The following is a 24652-nucleotide window of genomic DNA, read 5'->3' as shown; positions in this document are numbered from 1 at the left end:
TTCCAATGGAAACCATGTCTCCGCTCGAACGGGCCCTGCGCGGTCTCGCCCTCACGCTCGTCGTCGTCTTCTTCATGTTCCCGATCTTCTGGATCTTCCTGATGTCGTTCCAGACGAACGAGACAATCCTCGCCATCCCGCCCTCGGTCATCTTCACACCAACGCTTTCGAACTATGCGGCGCTGATCACCGGCAAGCTGCAGACGGCCGCCGGTACGCTCGACATCGCCTTCATGAGCAATCTCGGCAACTCGATCTTCCTGTCGGTTGCCTCCGTTGCTGTCTCGCTGGTGCTTGGCGTGCCCGCGGCCTATGCCTTCGCCCGCCACAAGTTCAGGGGCTCGGAAGACATCGCCTTCACGCTGCTGTCCTTCCGCTTCGCGCCACCGCTGCTGGTACTCCTGCCGCTGACGCAGTATTTCCAGTGGCTCGGGCTCTCCAACACTTACTTTGGCCTGATCTGGGTCTATCAGTTGATCTGCCTGCCGCTCATCCTCTGGATCGTGCGCGGCTATTTCGAGGATATCTCGGCCGACGTCGAATATGCCTATCGCATCGCCGGTCATTCCTGGTTTGCGACCTTCCGCAAGATCGCCCTGCCGCTGGCAGGACCCGGCATTGCCGCTGCCGGCCTGCTCGCCTTCATCTTCGCCTGGAACAATTTCGTCTTCGCGCTGGTGCTGGCCTCCGCCGACAAGCAGCCGGTGACGGTGGGCGCGCTCGCCTTCGTCACGTCCTCGGGCATCCAATACGGGCAGATCGCCGCGGCCATCGTGCTTTCGGTCACGCCGACGCTCGCACTTGCACTCTACGCCCAGCGCTACCTCGTCGAAGGCCTGTCGCTCGGCGCGGTGAAGGGATAAATCATGACCACGCTGCAACTGAAGAATATCGTCAAGCGCTACAAGAGCCAGACGGTTCTCGACGACCTGACGCTCGACGTCGCCGATGGCGAGCGGCTGGTGCTCTTCGGCCCCTCCGGCGCCGGCAAGACCGTGCTGCTGAGATTGGTGGCCGGGGTCATCGAGCCGGACGAGGGCCGGGTGCTGATCGGCAGCGAAGACATGACCGACGTCGATGCCGAACATCGCGGCGTCGGCATGGCCTTCCAGAACTTCGCGCTCTTCCCGCACATGAGCGCCTTCGACAATATCGCCAGCCCGCTGACGGCAACGAAATCGCCGAAGGAGAAGATCGCGGCCGGCGTGCAGAAGGTCGCGAAGCTCCTCAAGATCGACCATGTGCTGAGCCATCACCCGAAGGCGCTTTCCAACGGCCAGAAGCAGCGCACGGCGCTTGCCCGCGCGCTGGTCGGCTCGCCGCCGCTGCTTCTGCTGGATGATCCCTTGCGCAACGTCGATGCCAAGCTCCGCTTCGAGATGCGGCTGGAGCTGCCGCGGCTCTTGGCCGCCGAAGGGGCAACGGTCGTCTACGTCACCCAGGATTACAAGGAGGCCATGGCGCTCGGCGACCGGATCGCGGTCATGGCCGCCGGCCGCATCCGCCAGATCGGCACGCCGCAGGAGATCTACAACTCGCCCTCGGATATCGAGATTGCGCGGCTCTTCGGCGACCCCACCATCAACCTGCTTGATGTTACGCCGCAGCGCAGCGGCGAGGGCGTCTTCGTCGAGCTTTCCAATGTCCGGGTGCGGCTTGCCGACTATGGTGGCGATGTCGTCGGCAGGCAGTGCGTTCTCGGCCTGCGTCCGGAAACGATCAGCTTCGTCGACGCCGCGGCACCCGGCGCCATCCCTGTCACGGTGGAGGCGGAAACGCCTCTCAACGAGAAGACCGTGACCTTGGCGCTGACCGTCCGCGGCCGCGAAATCCTGGTGTCGCGCCCGGCCGGTACGCCTGGTCCAACCGCCGGCCCGGCCCATATTGCCGTCAATGGCAGCCAGGCCTTTCTCTTCGACAAGGCGAGCGGCGTTCTGCTGCCGCGCGCCGACCTCGCAGCCAAGCGCAATGGAGAAGCGGCATGACCGACACCGCTCTTTTGATCAAGGACGTCGACAAGTTCTACGGCCCCGTCGACTACGGCGTGCACGCCGTAAAGAAGCTGAACATGGATGTGCGCAAGGGCGAGATCATCGCGCTGCTCGGCTCGTCCGGTTGTGGCAAGACCTCGACCTTGCGGATGATCGCCGGCTTCGAGGCGGTGTCGCGCGGCACGATCTCGCTTGCCGCCAAAGAGGTCCAGACCCTGCCGCCGGTGCGCCGCAACGTCGCCATGGCCTTCGAGGGTTATTCGCTCTATCCGCCGCTGACGGTGCGTGAGAACATCGCCTTCGCGCTGAAGGCGTCGAAACTTTCGCAGGGCGTCGTCGATGAGAAGGTGGCGAGCATCGCCAAGCTGCTCGAAATCGAGGACATTCTCGGGCGCTATCCAAGCTCGATCTCCGGCGGCCAACAGCAGCGCGCCTCGCTCGGCCGGGCACTGATCCGCGATGCCAACCTGCATCTGCTCGACGAGCCGATGGGGCAACTGGAGCCGCAGCTTCGGGCGCTGCTGCGCGGCCGGATCAAGCATTACATCAAGGAGCGCGGTCTGACGGCGATCCTCGTTACCCACGACCAGACCGAGGCCAATGCGCTCGCGGATCGCATCGCCGTCATGGAAGGCGGCGTGCTGCAGCAGTTCGACACACCGCAGAAGATCAAGGAGCGTCCGGCCAATCTCTTCACCGGCACCTTCGTCGGCGAGCCGCCGATGAACGTGTTCGAGGCCAGCGTTTCCGGCTCGGAGAGCAAGGTCGCCTTCGGCCTCAAGGACGGCGTGCGGCTCGAATACCCGGCCTCCGATTTCTCGCATGCGGTGCGCGATGCGCTGGTCAAGCGGCAGAAGGTGGTGCTCGGCATCCGGCCCTATTCGGTGCGCCGCAGCGCCGACGGCGTGACAGGCCGTGTCGCCGTCAACCAGTGGCTCGGCGACCAGACCCATATCGCCGCGGATTTCGCCGGCGGTACCATGGTGCTGGTCGAGCACGACCGCACCGAACTCGATGTCGGCCAGCCGATCGGCATCCATCTCGATCCGTCGAGCCTGCATGTCTTCGATGGCGAGAGCGGCCGGGCGATCAGCCATGGACAGGAGCTTGCCTGATGCGGGACATCCTCATCGGCATCGATGCGGGCACCTCGGTCATCAAGTCGGTGGCCTTCGACCTTCGCGGCCGGCAGCTCGCCATGGCGGCGCTGCCGAACGCCTATGAGGCCGTCGGCCGCGCCGGCAGCGTGCAGGATCTCGAGCGCACCTGGGCGGACGCGGCAACGACGTTGAAGCAGCTCTCCGACAAGATCGAGAACCTCTCCGGCCGCGTTGCCGCCATCGCGGTCACTGGTCAGGGAGATGGCACCTGGATGATCGACAAGGCGGGGGCGCCTGTCGGCAAGGGCTGGCTGTGGCTTGACGCGCGCGCCGGTGAGACGGTGGAGCGGCTTCGCGCCGACAGTGGCGATATCGCCCGCTTTCAAAGCACCGGCGCGGGCCTTGCCGCCTGCCAGCAGGGGCCGCAGCTTCGCTGGATGAGCGACCATGCGCCCGAGATGTTGAACGGCGTCGCAACGACGTTCCATTGCAAGGACTGGCTCTATTTCAAGCTGACCGGCAAACGGGCGACCGATCCGTCCGAGGCCAATTTCAGTTTCGGCGACTTCCGCACCCGCACCTACAACGACGATGTCATCGCCTTCCTCGGCCTCGAAAAGCTGAAGCATGTGCTGCCCGAGATCGTCGATGGTGCCTCGACCCATCACCTGCTCTCGGCGGAAGCTGCAAGGACCACGGGCCTCACGGAGGGCACGCCTGTTGTGCTTGGCTACGTCGATGTCGTCTGCACCGCGCTTGGCGCCGGGCTCTATGATCCCGGTACCGATACCGGCTGCTCGATCATCGGCTCGACGGGCATGCACATGCGGCTCGCCAATGGCGCCGACGACGTGCGGCTGAATCGGGATCTGACCGGCTACACCATGTGCATGCCGATAGCAGGCACCTATGCGCAGATGCAGTCGAACATGGCGGCGACGCTCAATATCGACTGGATCCTGTCGGTCGCATCCGGCCTGCTGAAGGGCATGGGGGTCGAAAAATCGAAGAGCGAACTGCTGGCTCATGTCGATGGCTGGCTGGCCGATGCCAAGGGCACGCCGCTGATCTTCCAGCCCTATATCTCGGACGCCGGCGAACGCGGGCCGTTCGTCGACGCGACGGCGAGAGCGTCCTTCGTCGGGCTCTCGATAACCCACGGTTTCGGCGACATGGTGAAGGCGGTTTTCGACGGGCTCGCCATGGCGGCGCGCGATTGTTACGCCGAGATGGGGCCGCTTCCGGCGCGCATCCGGCTGACGGGTGGTGCCGCGCGCAGCGCCTCGCTCCGCCGCATCCTCGGAGCGGCGCTCGGCGCCAGTGTCCAGACAAGCGAGCGGGAAGAGGCGGGGGCAGCGGGTGCTGCGATGATCGCCGCCGTCTCGCTCGGCATCTATCCCACGATGGCCGATTGCCTCGGCGATTGGGTCACCCCCTATCAGCGACCGGCGGAAGCCGCCGATCCGGCGCTTGCCCGCCGTTTTGACGAACTCTTCCCCGCCTACCAGCAGTCGCGAACAGCGCTCAGACCCGTCTGGCACGCACTCTCCCAAGGTGCTGACGCCGGAAATCAACAGGAAAGACCGAAATGAAGAAGATAGCCATTATCGGCGACCGGTTCATGCTGCCGGACGTCTTCCGCGACAAGATCGTCGAGGCGATCGGCAACGGCCATGACATCCGCACGCTCGAACTGCCCTGGCCGGACGTGCCGATGGAACACGGTTATGCCGTCGAAGGCATGGACGGGTTGAAGGAATATCTCGGCAAGCCCGAGGATATCGTCGAATTTATCGGCGACGCCGAAATCCTGGTGACGCAGCTTGCGCCTCTGTCCCGGGGAATGCTTCAGGCGCTGCCCGGCCTGAAGCTCGTCGCCGTCTCGCGCGGCGGCCCCGTCAACATCGACATGGGAGCGGCGCGCGATGCGGGTGTGCGCGTCGTCAACACGCCCGGCCGCAATGCAAGCGCGGTTGCCGAATTCACGCTCGGCGCCATCCTCTCGGAGACCCGGCTGATCCGGACGGGCCACGAGGCTCTGCGCAGGGGCGAATGGCGCGGCGATCTCTACCGGGCCGACCGCACCGGCCGCGAGCTCTCGGAAATGACCGTCGGCGTCATCGGTTACGGCAATATCGGCACCAAGGTGGTGCGCTTGCTGCGCGCCTTCGGCACCAAGGTGCTGGTGCACGATCCCTATGTCCAATTGAGTGCCGACGATCTCAACGCCGGCGTCGAGCAGGTGGCGCTCGACGATCTTCTCTCGCGTTCCGACCTCGTGACGCTGCATCCGCGCGTGACCGAGGAGACCCGGAACATGATGAATGCCGATACCTTTGCGAAGATGAAGCCGGGCGCGATCTTCGTGAACACGGCGCGCGGACCGCTCTGCGACTATGACGCGCTCTACGAAAACCTGGTGAGCGGCCATCTCTCGGCGGCGATGCTGGAGACCTTTGCCGTGGAGCCGGTGCCGGAGGATTGGCCGCTGCTCAAGCTTCCGAATGTGACGCTGACACCGCATATCGCCGGCGCCTCGGTGCGCACCGTCACCTTCGCCGCCGAAATGGCCGCCGAGGAAGTCCGCCGCTACATCGCCGGCTTGCCGCCGGTTCATCCCTGCTAGAGCGGGATGAGGAAATGTGTGTGCGGTTTTCCGCCCGCATCCCGCTCTAATCCAAGAGGACTCGCCATGAAAGAACACGAACTGCGCCAGTCGATCGTCGACCATTGCCGTCACATGAACGCCATCGGCCTCAATCAGGGCACGTCGGGCAATATCAGTGTGCGCCACGGCGACACGATGCTGGTGACGCCCTCGGGCATTCCCTATGGCGAGATGACGGCGGACATGATCGTCGCCATGCCGATCGATGGCGAATACGGCGCTTGGCAAGGGCCGAAGAAACCCTCGGTCGAGTGGCCGTTCCACCTCGATATCCTGCGTGCTCGGCCGGAGATCGGCGCCGTCGTCCACACCCATGCGATGTATTCGACCATTCTGGCGATTGCCCGCAAGCCGATCCCGGCCTGCCACTACATGATCGCGGCCTTCGGCGGCAACGACGTACGCGTTGCCGACTACGAGCGCTACGGCACCAAGGCGCTGTCCGAAAGCGTGCTGCGGGCGCTTGAGGGCCGTGCGGCGTGCCTGATGGCAAATCACGGCATGATCGCGACCGGCGCCAGCCTGGAGAAGGCGATGTGGGCGGCAGTCGAGCTCGAAGACGATCGCCAAGCAATATTACCACACGCTCTTGATCGGCGGCCCGGTGGTCCTGCCGGAAGCGGAAATCGCCGGCGTAATCGAGGGCTTCTCCACCTATGGCCTGCAGGACAAGACGAAGGCTGCCTGAGGTGCGACGTGAATTCGAAGGAGTGACGACGTGAATCCCGAGACCGGAGTATATGATCTGTTCGTCGTCGGCGGCGGCGTCAATGGCGCGGGCATTGCGCGTGATGCTGCCGGGCGGGGGCTCTCGGTTCTCCTGTGCGAGAAGGACGATCTGGCGCAAGGGACGAGCTCGCGCTCGGGCAAGCTCGTGCATGGGGGCCTGCGCTATCTCGAATATTACGAGTTCCGCCTGGTGCGCGAGGCGCTGATCGAGCGCGAAGTGCTCTTGGAATCCGCGCCGCACATCATCTGGCCGATGCGCTTCGTGCTGCCGCACAATCCGGCGGACCGGCCGGCCTGGCTGGTAAGGCTCGGCCTCTTCCTCTACGACCACCTCGGCGGCCGCAAGCGCCTGCCGGGAACCCGCAGCCTCAACCTTGCGACCGCGCCCGAGGGCGCACCGATCAAGCGCGAATACCGCAAGGCGTTCGAATATTCCGACTGCTGGGTGGATGACGCGCGCCTCGTCGTCCTGAACGCGCTCGACGCCCGCGCCCGCGGCGCCCGGGTGCTGACGCGCACCGCCTGCAGCGCCATCCGCCGGCGCGACGGGCTCTGGCATATCGAAATGACCGATACGCGCACGGGCGTGAAGACCGAGGTGAAGGCGCGCTGCGTCGTCAACACCGCCGGCCCCTGGGTCAACGACGTCATCGGCCGGATCGGCGGGCTGAATTCGAGCCGCAGCGTGCGCCTCGTCAAGGGCAGCCACATCGTCGTGCCGAAATTCTGGGAGGGGCGGCAGGCCTATCTCGTGCAGAACCCGGACAAGCGGGTGATCTTCATCAACCCCTATCAGAATGACCTGGCGCTGATCGGCACGACCGACATCCCCTATGAAGGCCGGCCCGAGGACGCGGCCGCCGACGACAACGAGATCGCCTATCTGTTGAAGTCAGTGAACCGCTACTTCAAGCAGCAGCTCACATCGGACGATATCGTCTACAGCTTCTCGGGCGTCCGGCCGCTTTATGACGACAATGCCGAAAATCCTTCGGCCGTCACCCGCGACTATATTTTCGAGGTCGATGCGGCCAACGGTCAGGCGCCGCTGCTCTCGGTTTTCGGCGGCAAGATCACGACTTTCCGCAAGCTTTCCGAACATGCGCTGGAGCGGCTGAAGCCCTTCTTCCCGAAAATGGGGCCGGCCTGGACGGCGAAGTCGCATCTGCCCGGCGGCGACATGGCGGATGCCGATTTCGAGCAGTTCCTCGGCGATCTCAAGGCACGCTACCGCTGGCTGCCGGCCGACCTCGCCAAGCACTATGCGCGGCTCTACGGCACGCGGACGCATGCGTTGCTTGCCGGCGCGTCCGCGCTCGAGGATCTCGGGCCGGCCTTCGGCCCGCACCTTCGCGAGCGCGAGGCGCGTTTCCTCATCGAAAACGAATGGGCGCGGACGGCGGACGACATTCTCGACCGCCGGACCAAACACGGCCTGCACATGACGCCGGCCGAGCGGCAGGCCTTCACCCATTGGCTTGAGCGTCAGCAGGCGGCGGCCTGAAGGAGAACCGGGATGCGAAGTCTGGAATTCGAAGCGCTTCTCGATCTGTCGGCCCGCGTCGGATCGGATCCGCTGCTGGTGCAGGGGGCGGGTGGCAACACCTCGATCAAGGAGGGCGGCACGCTCTGGATCAAGGCCTCGGGCCTGTGGCTGACGCACGCCCGCCAGCGCGACGTCATGGTGCCGGTGGCGCTCGATGCGTTGCTCGATGCGCTGGAGCGCAACGACCCGGCGACCGAGAAGGCCCAGGATTTTGTCATTGCCGGGCGCAACCCTTCGGGGTTGCGCCCCTCGATCGAAACGACGGTGCATGCGCTGATGCCACAGAAGGTGGTGGTGCACGTGCATTGCGTCGAAACGATCGCGACGGCGGTGCAGACGAACGGGGCGGCAATTGCCGCCGAGCAGCTTGCCGGTTTCCCGCATGTCTTCGTGCCCTATGCCCGGCCGGGACTGCCGCTTGCCAAGGCAATCGCCGAACGCCTGCAGGACAATACTTCCGTGCTGGTCCTCGGCAACCATGGTCTCGTCGTCGCGGCCGAAACCGTGGCGGATGCGGCGAGCCTTTTGAGCGACATCACGCGCCGTCTGACCAGGCCGAGGCGACAGGCGCCGACCGCCGATCTCGCGGCGCTTTCGCGGCTTGCCGTCGATAGCGACTATCGGCTGCCGGAAGATGCTTTTCTGCATGCGGTCGCGGCCGATCTCGACAGTTGCAGGCTTGCCGCCGGCGGCAGCCTTTATCCCGACCATGTGATCTTCCTCGGCAAGGGCAGCGTGGTGGCCGCTCCCGGCGAGACTGCCCTTTCGATCGAGGAGAAGCCGCGTGCCGCCGGCGAGAGCCTGCCGCCACTCCTGCTTTTCCCCGGCAAGGGCGTGCTGGTGCAGAAGGAGATTTCCGCCGGAGCCTTCGCCATGGCGCGGTGTCTTGCCGATGTGACGGCACGCATTCCGGCGGATGCGCGGCTGCGCTACCTGACGGAAGCCGAAAACGCGGAGCTTCTCGGCTGGGACGCGGAAAAATATCGCCAGCAGCTCAATCGCGCCGGGCAGGTGCTGCAATGAGCGGCGACGATCGCAAGCTCGTCCTCGGCATCGATATCGGCACCTCGGGTGCGCGTGCCGTCGCGATGGCTTCGAATGGCGTCGTCGTCGCATCGGGTGCGGCGAAGCTCTCGTCCTATTCCGACGACCATCGCGACCCCATCGGTTGGTGGAAGGCGGTGCAGGCGGCACTCGAAGAAACGCTCGGCGGCATCGACAGGCAAACGGTTCGTGCTCTCGCGATCGACGGCACCTCGGGCACGATGCTGCCGGTCGACCAGAGTGGCGCGCCGCTGGCAACGCCGATGATGTACAACGACCCGGTTGCCGATCGTGCTCTTCTCGATGCGGTTTCTGCCGAGGCGCCGCGCGAAAGCGCCGCCCACGGCGCCACATCCGGGCTTGCCAAGCTTCTCGCCTTTCAGTCCGTGCCCGGCACTTTCCGGGTGATCCATCAGGCCGATTGGCTTGCCGGACATTTCACCGGACTTTATGACGTCTCCGACGAGAACAACGCGCTGAAGACCGGCTACGATCCGGTATCGCGGTCGTGGCCGGAGTGGATCGACAGGACCGGCGCACGTGTCGATCTGCTGCCCGATGTGATGCCGGCCGGAGCGCCGGTCGCGGCGATCAGTCCCGTGGTTGCCGAAGCTTTCGGCCTATCGGCCGATCTCGTGGTCGTTGCCGGCACCACGGATGGATGCGCCTCGTTCCTGGCAACGGGCGCCGATCAGCCGGGTGACGGCGTCAGCGCGCTCGGCACGACACTGACGGTGAAGATGCTCTCGGACCGCCCGCTGTTTGCGCCGGAATATGGGCTTTACAGTCACCGCATCGGCGAGATGTGGTTGGCCGGCGGGGCATCCAATACCGGCGGCGTGGTGCTGGCTGAACATTTCTCGCCGGAGCGGATCGCAGCGCTTTCGGCCGAGATCGATCCTTCCGTCGACACCGGGCTCGACTATTATCCGCTGGTGAAACCGGGCGAGCGCTTCCCGGTCGCGGATCCGGATTTTCCGCCGCGGATGAGCCCGCGGCCGGCCGATGACGCGACCTTTCTCAAGGCGATTTTTGAAGGCATCGCCGGGGTCGAAAGCCTTGCCTATCGGCGGTTGACCTCACTCGGCGGGCCGGCGCTCCGGTCGCTGCGCAGCGTCGGCGGCGGTGCGAAGAATGCGGCCTGGACGGCGATCCGGGCGCGCAAGCTCGGCGTGCCTTTCCTGCCGGTTCTCTCCGAGGAGGCCGCCGCCGGGACGGCGCGGCTGGCGCTGGCCGGTGCCAGAAAGGCAGGTGTGCTGTGACGGAAGCCCAAGCCATCGACAGGCTAAGCGCCATTGCCGAGCGCTACGACGCCTTCCTGATCGACCAGTTCGGCGTGTTGCGCGATGGCCGCGGTCCCTATCCGGGTGCGGCCGAAACATTGGTGCGGCTGAAGGACGCCGGAAAACGCATCATCATTCTCTCCAACTCGGGCAAACGCTCGGCAGAAAACGACCGCCGCCTCGTCGATCTCGGCTTCGTCGCCGGGAGCTGGGACTGGTTCTTGACCTCCGGTGAGGTCGCCTGGCAGATCCTCAAGCGGGAAGGTGAGGGTGCTGGCGGCGGGCGGCGCAAGTGTTTGCTCATCAGCCGCGACGGTGACCTCTCGCCGCTGGCGGGGCTCGACCTCGAACGCACGGCGAGCGGGGCGGACGCCGACTTCGTGCTTCTGGCCGCGAGCGAGGGCGACATCTATCCGCTTTCCCATTACGAGACGCTGCTGGCACCGGCGGCGCGGCGCGGCGTTCCCTGTCTCTGCACCAATCCCGACAAGGTGATGCTGACGAAGACGGGCACGGCCTTCGGCGCCGGCCGTATCGCCGAGCTCTACGAGGAGCTTGGCGGCTGCGTGCGCTGGATCGGCAAGCCCTTTGCCGACATCTATGCGTCAGCGCTCGATTTCCTTGGCCATCCCGATCCAACGCGGGTCTGCGCCATCGGCGACAGCATCGAGCATGACATTGCCGGTGCGGCGGGTGCAGGGCTCCATTCCGTGCTGGTGACGACGGGGATCCTGGCGCACGCCTCAGACGAAGAGCGGCGCAAGCTCTTTGCCGAGCACGGCGCCGCTCCCGACTTCATCCTTCCAAAATTTACTTGGTAAGAGGAGCCGATCGTGGCCTTCACGCTGTCGCTCAACACCAATCCGCTGGTCAACCGCTTCGCAGAGCCCGACGATCTGATCGACACGATCGCGGAGAAGATCCGCATCGGCTACGTGCAGCTCACCCACGAATTCGTCAATCCCGGCTGGCCGGCGGCAACGATCGCCAAGACCCTTAGGCAGTTTCGTCGCGCGCTCGACCGCACCGGCGTGAAGATCACCTCGGGCATGACCGGGCCCTATGGCAGGCTCAACCATTTCGGCCATCCGGACCCGGATGTCAGGCGCTACTATGTCGACTGGTTCAAGACCTTTGCCGATATCTCCGCCGAGCTCGGCGCTTCCGGCATGGGCACGCAATTCGCGATCTTCACCCTGAGGGACTACGACGATCCGGCGCGGCGCGAGGAGATGATGCGGATCGCCATCGACTGCTGGCGCGAGGTCGCCGAGCACGGCGAGGCGGCGGGTCTCTCCTATGTCTTCTGGGAACCGATGTCGGTCGGCCGCGAGTTCGGCCATACGATCGAGGAATGCCGGGCGCTCGACCGGCGGCTCGCCGAAGCCCAGCTCCCGATCCCGATGAAGATGATGGTCGATATCGACCACGGTGACGTCACCTCCGACAATCCTGACGATATCGACCCCTATGCCTGGGCCGGGGCGTTCCCCAAGCGTTCGCCGATCATCCACATCAAGCAGTCGTCGATGAACAAGGGCGGCCATTGGCCGTTTACCGCCGCCTACAACAGAGACGGCCGCATCACGCCCGAGAAGCTGATCGGCGCGGTCAGGGCCGGCGGTGGCACCGACAACGAGATCTGCCTGGAGCTTTCCTTCCGTGAGCGTGAGCCGACCGACCGCAACGTCGTCGCGATGATCCGGGAGTCGGTCGAATTCTGGGAGCCCTACATCGACACGGGCTTCAATCGCACAGAAAAATCACATTAAAAGATCACAAAATCACGCAATGGAAATTGAAATATCACAAATGGATGTTATCTTCTCACGGTGAACGTGGCCGAGGCTGCGTGAAATCGGGGCCGAGACGATGAAGCCGGAAGACAGGCGACAGGCGATCATGGATGTGCTGATGGAGGCCGGTACGGCGTCCGTCGAAGACCTGTCGCTGCGCTTCGGCGTCAGCAAGATGACGGTGCACCGCGATCTCGACGACCTCGAACAGGCGGGCCTCCTGCGCAAGGTTCATGGCGGCGCCTCGATCCAGTCGAGCCCGCAATTCGAAAGCGACTTCCGCTATCGTGAGAAGATCGCCACCGTCGAGAAGCGGCGGATCGCCGAATATGCAGCCGGGCTGGTTGAGCCGGGACAGAGCATCCTGATCGACGACAGTTCGACGACCGGCGCGATCGCCGAGTGCATTCGTGACATCCGCCCGCTGACCGTCATCACCAACAATCTCGGCGTGATCACCAGTCTCTCGGGCGCGCCGGGCATCAATGTCATCGCGCTCGGCGGCCAGTACAGCAAGAAGTTCAACGGCTTCTTCGGCATCGTCACCGACGAGGCGCTGCGGTCGCTGCGTGTCGACATCGCCTTTCTCTCGAATTCGGCGATCGAAGGGACCGTGGCCTTCCACCAGGACCAGGAAGTGGTGCAGGCCAAGCGCCTGATGGTGAAGGCGGCCAAGCGCAAATACCTTTTGGTGGATCACGACAAATTCGGGCGCTCGGCGCTCCATTTCCTGACCGGGCTCGATGCCTTCGACGCGGTGCTGACCGGCGCTGAAGTTGCGGTCGAACACGCTGCGCCGCTCGATGAAGCCGGCATCCGGCTGGTCAGGGTCGACAATCGCAAGGAGAAGGCATGAGCAAGTCCGGGCTCTGGGTCGGCACCAGTTGGAAGATGAACAAGACGCTGGCCGAGGCGATGGTCTTCGCCGACGGTCTCAAGGCTGCGGACGCGGCGCGTGACGAACGCATCCAGCGCTTCGTCATTCCACCCTTCACGGCGGTGCGTGAGGTCAAGGCCCGGCTTGCCGCAACCAGCGTCAAGGTCGGCGCGCAGAACATGCATTGGGATGATGCCGGCGCCTGGACCGGCGAGGTATCGCCGCTGATGCTGAAAGACTGCAACCTTGATGTAGTCGAGCTCGGCCACAGCGAGCGGCGCGAACATTTCGGCGAGACGGATCGCACCGTCGGCCTGAAGACGGCGGCCGCCGTGCGCCATGGCCTGGTGCCCTTGATCTGCATCGGCGAGACGCTTGCCGAGCGCGAGGCGGGCGAGGCGGATCAGGTGCTGAAGCGCCAGGTCGAGGGCGCCCTGGCGCTGCTCGAAGGCGAGGCGAAGGCGGCGACGATCCTGCTTGCCTACGAGCCCGTCTGGGCGATTGGCGTCAACGGCATTCCGGCGACATCGGACTATACCGACGAGCGCCACAAGCGCATCGCGGATGTGGCGGAAGCGGCGCTCGGCAGGCGCGTGCCGGTTCTCTATGGCGGCAGCGTCAATCCCGGCAATTGCGAAGAACTGATCAGTGAGGCGCATATCGACGGCCTCTTCATCGGCCGCTCCGCCTGGGACGTCACTGGCTATCTCGACATTCTGCAGCGTGTCTCGAAGGCGATCTGAGCCTTCAGCAGCGGCAGTTCCTCAAGAATGGAAAGGAACAATCATGAAGATTGCAATCGGGGCGGACAGTGCCGGCAAGCCCCTGCTGGATGTGATCGCCGCCCATCTTGCGGGCAGGGACGACGTGGAGGTCGTGGACCTCAGCCAGGCCGGTTACTATGCGGATCTCGCGCAGAAGCTGGCGCAGCAGGTCGTCGAGGGCAAGCACGATCGCGGCATCCTGTTCTGCGGCACCGGCATCGGCGTCTGCATCTCCGCCAACAAGGTGCCGGGTATTCGCGCAGCGCTGACGCATGACACCTATTCGGCCGAGCGTGCGGCGAAGTCGAACAACGCCCAGATCATAACCATGGGCGCCCGCGTCATCGGGCCGGAACTGGCGAAGTCGATCGTCGATACCTGGCTCGCGTCCGAATTCGACCCGAACGGCCCCTCGGCCGGCAATGTCGAGGCGATCGACCGTCTCGATGCTGCTAGAGCGGGATGAGGAAAAGTGTGTGCGGTTTTCCGCCCGCGTCCCGCTCACGTATATCAAGGCATCACAGTTCTCGCGACGCCCGTTGATCCTCCCTCAGGCATCGTGACGAGACGCCCGGCAGCAATGCCGGGCGTTTTCATGTTCGGGATTGTCCGTCGTCTTGACGAAGCTTCCGTAAATATTTGAACATTCTTGCGGATCGTCAAACGAAGGGCGCCGCCGCATGACTGAAACAACCTCGACCGGGCCGCAGCAAAGCGCGCATCACCATGTCTCGCGCATGAGGGGCCGCGACACGCACGAACATCACAGGACGGCAACGACGCTCGAACTTCTGTTCGACCTGACTTTCGTCATCGCCTTCAGCCTTGCCGCCTCGCAGCTCGCGCATCTCTTCGCCGAGGGCCACTTCATCGCCGGGCTGATCGGCTTCGGCTTCGCTACATTCGCCATCTGCTGGGCCTGGATCAATTTCAGCTGGTTCGCCTCGGCCTACGACACGGATGACTGGATCTTCCGCAGCGTCACCATGGTGCAGATGGTCGGCGTCCTGATCCTGGCGATCGGCCTGCCGCCGATGTTCGAGTCGATCGACAAGGGCGAGCACCTCAACAACGGCGTCATGGTGCTCGGCTATGTCGTCATGCGCGTGGCGATGGTCTTCCAGTGGCTGCGCGCCAGCCGGCAGGACCCGGCGCGGCGCGAGGCGTGCATGGTCTATGTGAAGGCGATCAGCGCTGCCCAACTCGGCTGGATCGTGCTGATCTTCTTTGATTTCTCGCTGGCGGTGACCTTTGCCATGGTTGTCGTGCTGACGGCGATCGAGATGCTCGGTCCCTATATCGCCGAGATACGGTATGGCGGAACGCCCTGGCATGCGCATCACATCGCCGAGCGCTATGGGCTGCTCGCGATCATCGCGCTCGGGGAAGGGGTGGTCGGCACGGTTGCCTCGATCTCCGCGGTGGTCGAGGGCGAGGGCTGGAACCTCGATGTCGCGCTCGTCTGCCTCGCGGGCACGGGGCTCACCTTCGGCATGTGGTGGATCTATTTCCTGCTGCCGAGCGCCGAAATCCTGCACCACCACCGTCTCAAGCGGTCCTTCGTCTGGGGCTATGGCCACATGCCGATCTTCGCATCGATCGTCGCAACCGGCGCCGGGCTGCATGTGGCGGCCTACTATATCGAGCACAAGGCGCATATCGGCTCGGTCGCAACGGTGCTGACGGTCGCGGTGCCCGTCGCGTTCTACATCGGCCTTCTCTACGCGATGTACGCCTATCTGCTGCAGCAGGCGGACCGGCTGCATCTCTGGCTGCTCGTGGGCACGGCGCTGGTGTTGGTCGCCTCCGTAGCCGCGGCGATGGCCGGGCTCGACATGGCCGCGTGCCTGATCATCCTGACGCTGGCGCCTGTCGTCACCATCGTCGGCTACGAGGTGGCGGGGCACCGGCACCGCATGGCGGCGCTGGAGCGCAGCCTGCATGAGGGTGGGGCGACGCATTGATTTTGCGAATCGAAACAACGGCTTGTTCTTCGGTGCTGACGCGGTGATTCAGGTGGTTCAGAGGTTGAATCAACTGGTCTGATTGCGACAGCGCGCGGACCGCGAACGTGGAGCGAGTAGGGCGCTTGCCCCTCTCCTCGGGGTCAACCCGAGGACTAACCCTCTCCCCGCAGGCGGGGAGAGGGGACGAGTTCTTTCGCCGGCCCGGAGCCTTTGATCGACCCCCGTGTGGACGCTGTTCTCGAAGACCAAGGGTTAGTCAAGGTGACAAGGGTGCGGCGCGTCTCCTTCTCCCCGCTTGCGGGGAGAAGGTGGCCGGTAGGCCGGATGAGGGGCGAGCCGAGCGCCGGTACCTCACAGGCGTGGCGGTCGCTCAGGCGTTGACCAGCGCCAGCTTGGCGCGGGCGTCGAGGATTTGGGCGCAGGCGTTGGCCGCTTCCGTGCCTTTGACGACGAAGTGCTCGCGGAAGAAGGCGATCAGCGGTTCGCTTTCCTGGAAATTGTGCGGCGTCAGCACAGCGGAAAGTACCGGTACATCGGTGTCGAGCTGTACGCGCATCATGCCGTCAAGGACGGTGCCGGCGACGAAGTCATGGCGGTAGATGCCGCCGTCGACGACGAAGGCGGTGCCGAGGATCGCGGCATAGCGGCCGGTCCTGGCAAGCGTCTGCGCATGCAGCGGAATTTCGAGCGCGCCCGGCACGTCGAAGATCTCGACATCGGCGGCCGAGCCGCCGAGCTTCGTCCATTGCGCAACGAAGGCATCGACGCAGCGGTCGACGATATCGGCATGCCAGCGGGCACGGACGATCGCGATCTTGGCGGCGGGTTGGGACAGAATGGTCATGGTCTCAAGCCTTTCAGGGTTTGGCGTTTCCAATGATCCCGTCGGGCGAACATGCATGCGCGCGGGGTCCCGTCGCGGGGCCCACGTTCCTGCTTGCTCTCTTCCATCCGGACTGTGACCGTCGGCTCCGGAATTCGACCGGATCTGCTGACCCCCAGGGTAAAACCCAAAGGCGCTCGCGGGCTCCGGCCTTTCAGCCGCTACCGCCGGTGGGGAATTTCGCCCCGCCCTGAGAACAACGCGACTATATAGCCCGGCCGTGCGCGGTCAAACGCACGGTGCGACGAAAATGCCGGAAATCACGACAGATTTTTCCCGGGACCGACGTCACCGGAAAATATCGTTCCGATGACGTCCGGCTCACTCACTCGCGAATGACGAGCAGATCCTTGGCGGCGAAGCGCAGCGTGACATTGTCGCCGGAGACCGGCGGGGTGACGCCCGGATTGTTGAACATGTCGAAGGAGATGACGTCGCCGCCGACGCGCAGGCGCGTGCGGATGACCGAGCCGAGGAAGCTGGTCGAGACGACCTCGCCGGCAAGTGCGGTATCGCCCTTCGCGCCCTCGGCGATCGAGCCCGCTTCGGGACGCAGCGCCAGCGAGATGCTGTCGCCGCCCTTCATGCCGGCAATCGGGTCCTTGAGCGCCACCTGCTGGTTGCCGATCGTCACGGACCCGGAAGCCGGATCGGCGACCTTGCCCTCGATGATGTTCAGCGTGCCGACGAAGGACGCGACGAAGCGCGTCGACGGCGTGTTGTAAATCTCGAAGGGGGTGCCGATCTGGTCGGCGCGGCCGGCATTCATGACGACGATGCGGTCGGAGATCGACAGGGCCTCTTCCTGATCATGGGTGACGAAGACGGTGGTGATGCCCAGCTGCTGCTGGATCTGCCGGATTTCCTCGCGCAGTGACACGCGGATCTTGGCGTCGAGCGCCGAAAGCGGCTCGTCGAGCAGCAGCACCTGCGGCTTGACCGCAATGGCGCGGGCAAGGGCCACGCGCTGCTGCTGGCCGCCGGAGAGCTGGTAGGGGAAGCGGTCCGCCAGGTGCTCGAGCTTGATCAGCCCGAGCATCTGCTTCACCCGTGCCTCGATCTCCGACTTGTCGACGCCCGCGACCTTGAGGCCGAAGGCGACGTTGTCTTGCACGTTCATGTTGGGAAACAGCGCATAGGCCTGGAACACCATGCCGATGTTGCGCTGGTTGGGCTTCAGCGAATTCTGGTCGCGGCCGTTGATGACGATCTTGCCGCTGGTCGGCGTCTCGAAACCGGCGATCATGCGAAGCACGGTCGTCTTGCCGCAGCCCGAGGGCCCGAGGAAGGAGACGAACTCGCCCTTCTCGATGTTCATGTTGAAATCATGCACGACCTGAACCGGGCCGAAGGACTTCTTGATGCTGGTGAGTGACAGGAAACTCATGAGTGCGGTCCTCAGGCCTTGGGGGGCGCGCTTTTCTGGAAGCGCGAAACGAGCTGGATGAGGCCGAGGCAGCCCCAGGTGATGCCGAATGCGATGACGGCGAGTGCTGCCGGCTCATAGGCGCGGTTGGCGCCGAGAAGCTGCATGTAGGGGCCAAAGGCCGGCCGGTTGAGCAGCGCCGCCATGGTGAATTCGCCGATGACGATGGCAAAGGTCAGGAAGGCGCCCGAAAGCACCGCGACGAGCACGTTCGGCAGGATGATCTTTGCCAGGATCGTGGCCCATCCTGCGCCGAGGCTCTGGGCGGCTTCGGTGAGCGTCGCGACGTCGATGGTCCGAAGTCCCGTATCCACGGCACGATACATGTAGGGCAAAGCGAGCGTGGCATAGCCGAACATCAAGAGGATGTTGGTGCCGGTGACCGTGCCGGTCAGCGGCAGCCAGCTCGAGGTGTTGTAGAGCCGGATATAGCCGAAGACGATGACGATGGCCGGAATGACCAGCGGCAACAGCGTGATGAACTCGATAACCGGGCGCAGCCGCGGCAGCTTGAGCCGGACCCAATAGGCGGTCGGTACGACGAGCAGCACGCCGAAGATGATGGTGAACAGCGCCTGCATCACCGAATAGGTGAAGGTTTCCTGGAAGCGTGGATCGGTGAAGACCTTGCCGTAGGCGTCGAAGGAATATTCGCCGCGCCGCATCTTCAGCGAGAAGTTGGTCATGCCGATGAGTGGAAGGGTGAAATAGAGGAGGCCGAAAACGAGGGCCCCCCAGGCCCAGATCTTCTTCATTTCAGCCACCTTTCGCTGCGGGCGCGGAGCCAGATGTAGATCGCGTTGGCAATACCGGTGACGACGATCATGCCGAAGGCGAGCGCGTAGCCGAGATGCGGATTGCCAAGCACGTCGCCGCGGATCTGGGCGAAGAGCAGGATCGGCACGATCGAGAGCGACGAGCCGGTAAGCGCGATGGCGGTCGCGACCGCGCCGAAGGCATTGGCGAAAAGAAGCGCCAGCGTGCCGAGCAGCGACGGCAGCAGGATCGGGAAGGCGACCATGCGCCAGTATTGCAGGCCGGAGGCGCCGAGAATTTCGGCGGCCTCGCGCCACTCGCGCTTCAGCCCGTCCAGCGCCGGCGTGATGATGAGGATCATCAGCGGGATCTGGAAGAAGAGATATGTGATCGTCAGCCCCCAGAAGGAGAGGAGGTTGAAGCCGAGCATTCGCAGGTCGAAGCCGAAGTTCGAGCGCAGGAAGACGGTGAGGATACCGACCGGACCGAGGGTCGCGAGAAAGGCGAAGGCGAGTGGCACGCCGGCAAAGTTGGAGGCGACGCCGGAAAAGGTCAGGAGCGGGCCGCGGATGCCCTTCGGCAAGCCGCCGAAGACGATGGCCGAGGCCATGGCAAAGCCGATCAGGCAGCCGAGAAGCGCCGAGGCGATGCTGATCTTGATGGAGATCCAGTAGGCCGCGAGGATCGAGGGCGTGAACAGGCCCCGGATGTTCTCAAGCGTGAAGCTGCCATCCGCCGTCTGAAAGGCGCCGACCACGATCTTCATCGTCGGCAATATCAGGAACAGCGTCACGAAGGCGGCAAAGGGCACGATGCCCAGCCAGTGAAGCGGTAGGCGACGCGCCGGCGGGCTGGCGTCGGGTTTAGCAGATGACATTCCGTTCGCGCCCCTGAAGCCGCGTTGTCGACGCGGGCGTTATTGGTGTTCTAAGAAATTGAATTCCTTACGAATAACGTAAGTGCCCCGACCGGAAAACCGGTCGGGGCGACATCTCTGTGGAAAGGCTTACTGGACGTTCGCGCCGACGACGGCATCCCAGCCGCCGGTGACGGCAGCCTTGTTGGCGTCGACTTCTTCGAGCGTCGGGAAGTAGGCCTTCTCGTAAGCCGCTGCCGGCGGCAGGGCGTCGATCAGCGCCTGCGGAACCTTGCCGGCCTTGACCATGGCGTTGAAGCGGGCCGGGTGGCAGAAGCCCTTGAGCCAACCGAGCTGACCTTCGTCGGAATAGAGGTGCTCCATCCAGAGCTTGGCTGCGTTCGGGTGCGGTGCGTAGGCCGAGATGCCCTGGACGTAAACGCCGGCAAGGACGCCGCTGGCCGGAACGACGACTTCGGTCGGCGGGTTGCCGTTGAGGGTCTTCGCCCAGCCGAGTGCGTTGTAGTCCCAGGCGACAACGATCGGGGTCGAGCCCTGGGCGAGCGTGCCGGACTTGCCGATGACCGGAACGAAGGTGCCGGCCTTGTTCAGCTCGGCGAAATAGCCGAGACCGGCTTCACCGGCTTCCTTGCCCGCCTTTGCGCCCTTGGCGAGGCCGGCGGCGAGAACGCCGAGGATCGCCTGGTTCGAAGCGCGCGGATCGCCGGCGAGCGCGACCTGACCGGAATATTCCGGCTTCAGCAGGTCAACCCAGTCCTTCGGCGAATTCTGGACGAGGTCCTTGTTCACGAGGAAGGACATCACGCCGTAGTAGTCGCCGTACCAGTAGCCTTCGGCGTCCTTGACGCTGTCCGGAATCTCGTCCCAGGTGGAGACCTTGTAAGGCTGCAGCAGGCCTTCGGCCTTCATCTGCGGGCCGAAGGCGAGACCGACGTCGACGACGTCGGGAGCCTGCGGGCCCTTGTTGTCCTTGTTGGCCTTGACGGCCTCGACTTCGTCAGCGGAGCCGGCGTCCGGGTTCAGTTCGTTGACCTGGATTTCCGGATACTTGGCCTTGAAGGAGGCGATGACGTCGCCATAGCCGCACCAGTCGTGGGGCAGGGCGACCGTGGTCAGCATGCCTTCCTTCTTGGCGGCTTCGATGAGCTCTGCGCTCGGCTCGGCGGCGGCAATTGCGGTCGTCGCCAGGAAAACGGCGGTGGAGAGCGAAAGCAGGCGATGGGTTTTTGAAATCACTGGTGTTCTCCTTATGGGTTTAGTCAATTTCGTGGGTTTTCAGTCGATTTCGGCTAGGCTGTTAAAGAGATGCGATGAAAGTAATGTGACAGCAGTTTTTCCGTTCGCGCCGCCTATGTCGTTGGAAGAACATTTGTTTTTTCGATCCGGCGGGCCACTGTCGCATAACTGTATGAAATTCCGTGAACAGGTCGGCGAGCTCTCCTAGACAGGTTTGCGAAAGATGCGGGTGGAATCGAACAGGCCCTCGAGCGTCTTCATCCGATCCCGGGTTGCCTCCCAGTTCGAACTTTGCACGGCCTCGATCAGCGCTTCGATCAGGAACAGGATCACTACCGAGCTGTCCCAGGCCGAAGGCACTTCGATCTGCGAGCGGAACACGCGGGAGGCGGACTTGGCGACCGGCGAGGTCCAGCGATCGGTGAAAAGGACGATCTCGACGCCACGCTCGCGGGCGGATCTGGCGAGCGTCACCATTTCCTGCTCGTAGCGGCGGATGTCGAAGAGAATCAGCACGTCGCCCTGGCGCATGTCGAGCACGTAGTGCGGCCAGGCACTGGCATTGGAGGCGATTTCGGTGACGCCCGGCCGGATGACCTGAAGGTGGGTGAAGAGATAATCGGCAAGGGCGTGGGTGATGCGTCCGCCGAGTAGATAGATGCTGCGCTTGCGGTCGGCGATCAGGGCGGCGGCCTCGTCGAAATCCTGCGGCTCGATCTGTGTCAGCGTCTCGCGCAGGTTGCTGGTGATCGCATCGGCGAAGCGATTGAGCGTATGGGTGCCGGGCGCATTGGCGGCCCAGCGGTCGTGCTTGGCGATCGGATTGGAAATCGTCGCTTCCAGCTCCTGGTGCAGCCTCGCTTGGAAATCCGGAAAGCCGCGGAAGCCGAGCTTTTGCACCATGCGTGCGACGGTAGGTGTCGAAACACCGGCGTTCTCGGCGACCGTGGTGATCGAGCCGAGCCCCGAGACGGGATAATTGTCGAGAAGCGTCTCTGCCAACTGCTTCTCCGCGCGGGTCAGCGCAGTGAAGTGGGCAGTGATCACATCCGACACCGTCGTGGATGCAGCCTTGCTGGTCAAATTGTCTCCCCTGAACCGATCTAGAGCCGGTTTGTGACAGATTAAACATCGCTGTCACAATTGGAGTCAATCGCAATTTTGAAGAGATCGTTTCAGATTTCGATTGACACTCGCCAATCTCTGAAGAATTCTTTTCATTAACGAACGCCTAACGGGGCAAGAGGGGATGCCGGTGTTGACGCGACTTTTGACCGAAGCAGATGGCGATCCGGTTGCGATCGAAAATGCCGCAGGAAAGGGCGATATCGTTCTCGTCTGCGAGCACGCCTCACGCCGTGTCCCGGAGCGCCTGGGAACGCTGGGCCTCACCGAGCAGGCGCTCGAAAGCCACATCGCCTGGGACCCCGGCGCGCTCGCCGTTGCCAAGTTTCTTGCCGCCAAACTTGATGCGGCGCTGATCTACCAGCGTTTTTCGCGGCTTGCCTATGATTGCAACCGCCCGCCCGAGGCCGAGGCGGCGATGCCGGTTCTGAGCGAAGTCTACGAGATCCCGGGAAACCGCACGATGTCGGCCGAGGAGCGCCAGGCGCGCGTGGACGAGATCTACCGGCCGTTCCATGACACAGTCGCGCGGTTCGTTTCCGAACGCAAGGCGGCCGGCAGGCCACCCATCCTCGTGACCATGCACAGCTTCACGCCCGTCTATTTCGGCAGGCCGCGGGCGGTCGAAGTCGGCATTCTGCATGATGCCGACAGCCGCCTTGCCGACCACATGCTGGCGTTCGCAACGAAGGGCCAGGTTTCCTACGACATTCGTCGCAACGAGCCCTACGGGCCCGCCGACGGCGTCACCCACAGCCTGATTGAATACGGCGTCCACAACGGACTGCCGAATGTGATGATCGAGATCCGCAACGATCTCATTCGCAATGAAATCGGCCAAAGGGTCATGGCCGATTATCTGGAAGGATTGCTCCGCAAAGGCGCAGCGGCACTTTCAGCACAATAAAAGACCCTGGGGAGCGGCATGGCCGCGGTCCTGTTCCGGCTCTCCGGACCAGGTGGTTGATGGGACCCAGCCGCAATGGGGCGGCCTGGTCTGAAGAAATCAGGGGAAGAGCAATGTCAGACTACAGTGAACTGGACAAAAAGCAGGACATGAGTGTCTTGCATTCGATGGGCTATGCCCAGGAGCTCGAGCGGCGCATGAGCCAGTTCTCGAACTTCGCGGTGTCGTTCTCGATCATCTGCATTCTTTCGGGCGGCATCAACTCGCTGGCCCAGGCGACGGCCGGTGCAGGGGGCGCCGCGATCGGCATCGGTTGGCCGCTCGGCTGCTTCATTTCCCTGGTCTTCGCCGTCGCCATGGCGCAGATCAGCTCAGCCTATCCGACGGCCGGCGGCCTCTATCACTGGGGTTCGATCCTCGGCAACCGCTTCACCGGCTGGCTGACGGCCTGGTTCAACCTGCTCGGCCTCGTCACCGTTCTCGGCGCCATCAATGTCGGCACCTACTATTTCTTCATGGGCTCCTTCGGCACGCCCTATCTCGGGCTGGAAGACACGACGGTAACGCGCATCGTCTTCCTGGCTGTCATCACCGGCGCCCAGGCGCTCGTCAACCACATGGGCATCGGCCTCACCGCCAAGCTTACCGACTTCTCGGGCTATCTGATCTTTGCGACGGCGATCCTGCTCGCGGTCGTCTGCCTCGCGGCGGCCGACAGCTACGACATTGCCCGCCTCTTCACCTTCTCCAACTATTCCGGTGAAGCCGGCGGCAATGTCTGGCCCGAGACCTCGGGCACCTGGGTTTTCCTGCTCGGCCTGCTGCTGCCGATCTACACGATCACCGGCTACGATGCTTCGGCGCATACCTCGGAGGAAACGGTGAAGGCCGCTCATTCCGTGCCGCGCGGCATGGTTTCCTCGGTGCTCTGGTCGGCGCTCTTCGGCTACATCATGCTCTGCGCCTTCGTGCTGATGATCCCGAACATGGACGAAGCTGCCAAGCAGGGCTGGAACGTGTTCTTCTGGGCGATGGACGCTCAGGTGCAGCCTGCCATCAAGGACATCCTCTACTTCGCCATCCTCGTCAGCCAGTGGCTGTGCGGCCTGGCGACGGTGACCTCGGTGTCGCGCATGATCTTCGCCTTCTCGCGTGACGGCGGCCTGCCGGCCTCCAAGGCGCTCGCCAAGGTGAGCCCGACCTACCGTACGCCGGTGGCTGCGATCTGGGTCGGTTCGATCCTTTCGGTTCTGTTCGTCTGGGGCTCGTCGCTGGTCTCGATCGGCGAAACGCCGGTTTATACGATTGTCGTTTCCTGCACCGTCATCTTCCTGTTCTTCTCCTTCGCGATCCCGATCACGCTCGGCCTCTTCGCCTGGGGAACCTCGAAGTGGGACAAGATGGGCCCGTGGAACCTCGGCGAGAGCATGTTCAAGCTCTTCGCGGTGCTGTCGATCATCGCCATGGTGCTGATCTTCATCCTCGGCGTGCAACCGCCGAACGATTGGGCGCTCTACATCACCGTCGGCTTCCTGCTTCTGACCGGCGCGGTCTGGTTCGGGTTTGAAAGCCGCCGCTTCCGCGGCCCGCCGATCGGTGACGAAGTGGCGCGCCGCCAGGCCGAAATCGCCGCTGCGGAAAAGGCCGTAGGCGAAGTCTAACGAACGAGCGAAAGGC

At 63.9% G+C, this 24652-nt stretch carries 22 protein-coding genes, 1 pseudogene and 1 riboswitch; of the genes and pseudogenes, 17 read left to right on the top strand and 6 right to left on the bottom strand.

The genetic code is table 11. The features are described from left to right. Positions 1-5: 5 nt before the first annotated feature. The 15 genes and pseudogenes from AC1Z3V_RS30335 (at position 6) to AC1Z3V_RS30265 (ending at position 15762) form a co-directional block, all read left to right on the top strand. Positions 6-863 (top strand): carbohydrate ABC transporter permease, encoded by an 858-nt coding sequence (locus AC1Z3V_RS30335; protein ID WP_173517254.1) that lies wholly within the window; start codon positions 6-8, stop codon positions 861-863. 3 nt (positions 864-866) lie between these two features. Further along, on the top strand, positions 867-1985 hold the full coding sequence (locus tag AC1Z3V_RS30330) for an ABC transporter ATP-binding protein (RefSeq protein ID WP_483503653.1): 1119 nt from the start codon (positions 867-869) through the stop codon (positions 1983-1985). Next, positions 1982-3106 (top strand): ABC transporter ATP-binding protein, encoded by a 1125-nt coding sequence (locus tag AC1Z3V_RS30325; protein ID WP_483503651.1) that lies wholly within the window; start codon positions 1982-1984, stop codon positions 3104-3106. The genes AC1Z3V_RS30330 and AC1Z3V_RS30325 overlap by 4 nt, the downstream gene beginning before the upstream one ends. After that, a complete protein-coding gene (locus tag AC1Z3V_RS30320) occupies positions 3106-4683 on the top strand; it encodes an FGGY family carbohydrate kinase (protein ID WP_483503649.1) in 1578 nt (525 codons plus the stop codon). The genes AC1Z3V_RS30325 and AC1Z3V_RS30320 overlap by 1 nt, the downstream gene beginning before the upstream one ends. After that, positions 4680-5717: a 2-hydroxyacid dehydrogenase gene (locus AC1Z3V_RS30315; protein WP_483503647.1), complete on the top strand. Its 1038-nt coding sequence runs from the start codon at positions 4680-4682 to the stop codon at positions 5715-5717. Before AC1Z3V_RS30320 ends, AC1Z3V_RS30315 begins: the two co-directional genes overlap by 4 nt. Before the next feature lie 66 nt (positions 5718-5783). Beyond that, positions 5784-6447 (top strand): annotated as a pseudogene (locus AC1Z3V_RS30310) (class II aldolase/adducin family protein). A 30-nt stretch (positions 6448-6477) separates the two neighbouring features. Next, on the top strand, positions 6478-7992 hold the full coding sequence (locus AC1Z3V_RS30305) for a glycerol-3-phosphate dehydrogenase (RefSeq protein WP_483503645.1): 1515 nt from the start codon (positions 6478-6480) through the stop codon (positions 7990-7992). A 12-nt stretch (positions 7993-8004) separates the two neighbouring features. Beyond that, positions 8005-9057, top strand: coding sequence for a class II aldolase/adducin family protein (locus AC1Z3V_RS30300; RefSeq protein WP_483503643.1), 1053 nt, complete (start codon positions 8005-8007; stop codon positions 9055-9057). After that, complete coding sequence (locus AC1Z3V_RS30295; RefSeq protein WP_483503641.1) at positions 9054-10340, top strand: FGGY-family carbohydrate kinase; 1287 nt, start codon at positions 9054-9056, stop codon at positions 10338-10340. Before AC1Z3V_RS30300 ends, AC1Z3V_RS30295 begins: the two co-directional genes overlap by 4 nt. Further along, the gene (locus AC1Z3V_RS30290) at positions 10337-11182 is read left to right on the top strand and encodes a TIGR01459 family HAD-type hydrolase (protein WP_483503639.1); all 846 of its coding nucleotides are present in this window, start codon (positions 10337-10339) and stop codon (positions 11180-11182) included. Before AC1Z3V_RS30295 ends, AC1Z3V_RS30290 begins: the two co-directional genes overlap by 4 nt. Before the next feature lie 12 nt (positions 11183-11194). Continuing rightward, positions 11195-12133 carry a sugar phosphate isomerase/epimerase family protein gene (locus AC1Z3V_RS30285; protein ID WP_483503637.1) on the top strand — a complete coding sequence of 313 codons (939 nt, stop codon included), beginning with the start codon at positions 11195-11197 and terminating at the stop codon, positions 12131-12133. A gap of 100 nt (positions 12134-12233) precedes the next feature. Continuing rightward, positions 12234-13013: a DeoR/GlpR family DNA-binding transcription regulator gene (locus AC1Z3V_RS30280; protein ID WP_483503635.1), complete on the top strand. Its 780-nt coding sequence runs from the start codon at positions 12234-12236 to the stop codon at positions 13011-13013. Continuing rightward, positions 13010-13777, top strand: a complete 768-nt coding sequence (locus AC1Z3V_RS30275) for a triose-phosphate isomerase (protein WP_483503633.1) — start codon at positions 13010-13012, stop codon at positions 13775-13777. Before AC1Z3V_RS30280 ends, AC1Z3V_RS30275 begins: the two co-directional genes overlap by 4 nt. 43 nt (positions 13778-13820) lie before the next feature. After that, positions 13821-14264, top strand: a complete 444-nt coding sequence (gene derI / locus AC1Z3V_RS30270; protein WP_483503631.1) for a D-erythrulose-4-phosphate isomerase — start codon at positions 13821-13823, stop codon at positions 14262-14264. A gap of 214 nt (positions 14265-14478) precedes the next feature. Further along, positions 14479-15762: a low temperature requirement protein A gene (locus tag AC1Z3V_RS30265; RefSeq protein ID WP_483503629.1), complete on the top strand. Its 1284-nt coding sequence runs from the start codon at positions 14479-14481 to the stop codon at positions 15760-15762. A gap of 373 nt (positions 15763-16135) precedes the next feature. Here the strand turns inward: AC1Z3V_RS30265 and AC1Z3V_RS30260 are convergent, their stop codons facing one another. From AC1Z3V_RS30260 to AC1Z3V_RS30235, 6 genes are all read right to left on the bottom strand, one after another. Then, positions 16136-16609: a 6,7-dimethyl-8-ribityllumazine synthase gene (locus AC1Z3V_RS30260; protein ID WP_429806500.1), complete on the bottom strand. Its 474-nt coding sequence runs from the start codon at positions 16607-16609 to the stop codon at positions 16136-16138. 91 nt (positions 16610-16700) lie between these two features. Next, positions 16701-16850, bottom strand: a riboswitch (FMN riboswitch). A gap of 123 nt (positions 16851-16973) precedes the next feature. Next, positions 16974-18035, bottom strand: a complete 1062-nt coding sequence (locus AC1Z3V_RS30255; protein WP_429806502.1) for an ABC transporter ATP-binding protein — start codon at positions 18033-18035, stop codon at positions 16974-16976. An 11-nt stretch (positions 18036-18046) separates the two neighbouring features. Then, complete coding sequence (locus AC1Z3V_RS30250) at positions 18047-18829, bottom strand: ABC transporter permease (protein WP_483503627.1); 783 nt, start codon at positions 18827-18829, stop codon at positions 18047-18049. Beyond that, a complete protein-coding gene (locus AC1Z3V_RS30245; RefSeq protein WP_483503625.1) occupies positions 18826-19707 on the bottom strand; it encodes an ABC transporter permease in 882 nt (293 codons plus the stop codon). Before AC1Z3V_RS30245 ends, AC1Z3V_RS30250 begins: the two co-directional genes overlap by 4 nt. Positions 19708-19836: 129 nt before the next feature. Then, on the bottom strand, positions 19837-20943 hold the full coding sequence (locus AC1Z3V_RS30240) for an ABC transporter substrate-binding protein (protein WP_429806507.1): 1107 nt from the start codon (positions 20941-20943) through the stop codon (positions 19837-19839). Positions 20944-21147: 204 nt separating this feature from the next. Next, on the bottom strand, positions 21148-22026 hold the full coding sequence (locus tag AC1Z3V_RS30235) for a MurR/RpiR family transcriptional regulator (protein WP_429806509.1): 879 nt from the start codon (positions 22024-22026) through the stop codon (positions 21148-21150). Between the two features lie 175 nt (positions 22027-22201). On the opposite strand from AC1Z3V_RS30235, the gene AC1Z3V_RS30230 reads away from it, so the two are divergent. Continuing rightward, entirely contained in the window at positions 22202-22975 is a 774-nt protein-coding gene (locus AC1Z3V_RS30230) for an N-formylglutamate amidohydrolase (RefSeq protein WP_483504180.1), read from the top strand. Between the two features lie 113 nt (positions 22976-23088). Then, entirely contained in the window at positions 23089-24636 is a 1548-nt protein-coding gene (locus AC1Z3V_RS30225; RefSeq protein WP_429806512.1) for an amino acid permease, read from the top strand. Positions 24637-24652 lie beyond the last annotated feature (16 nt).

The sequence above is a fragment of the Ensifer sp. 38_S197 genome (assembly GCF_056924495.1).
This window is presented reverse-complemented; position numbering and strand designations above follow the sequence as displayed.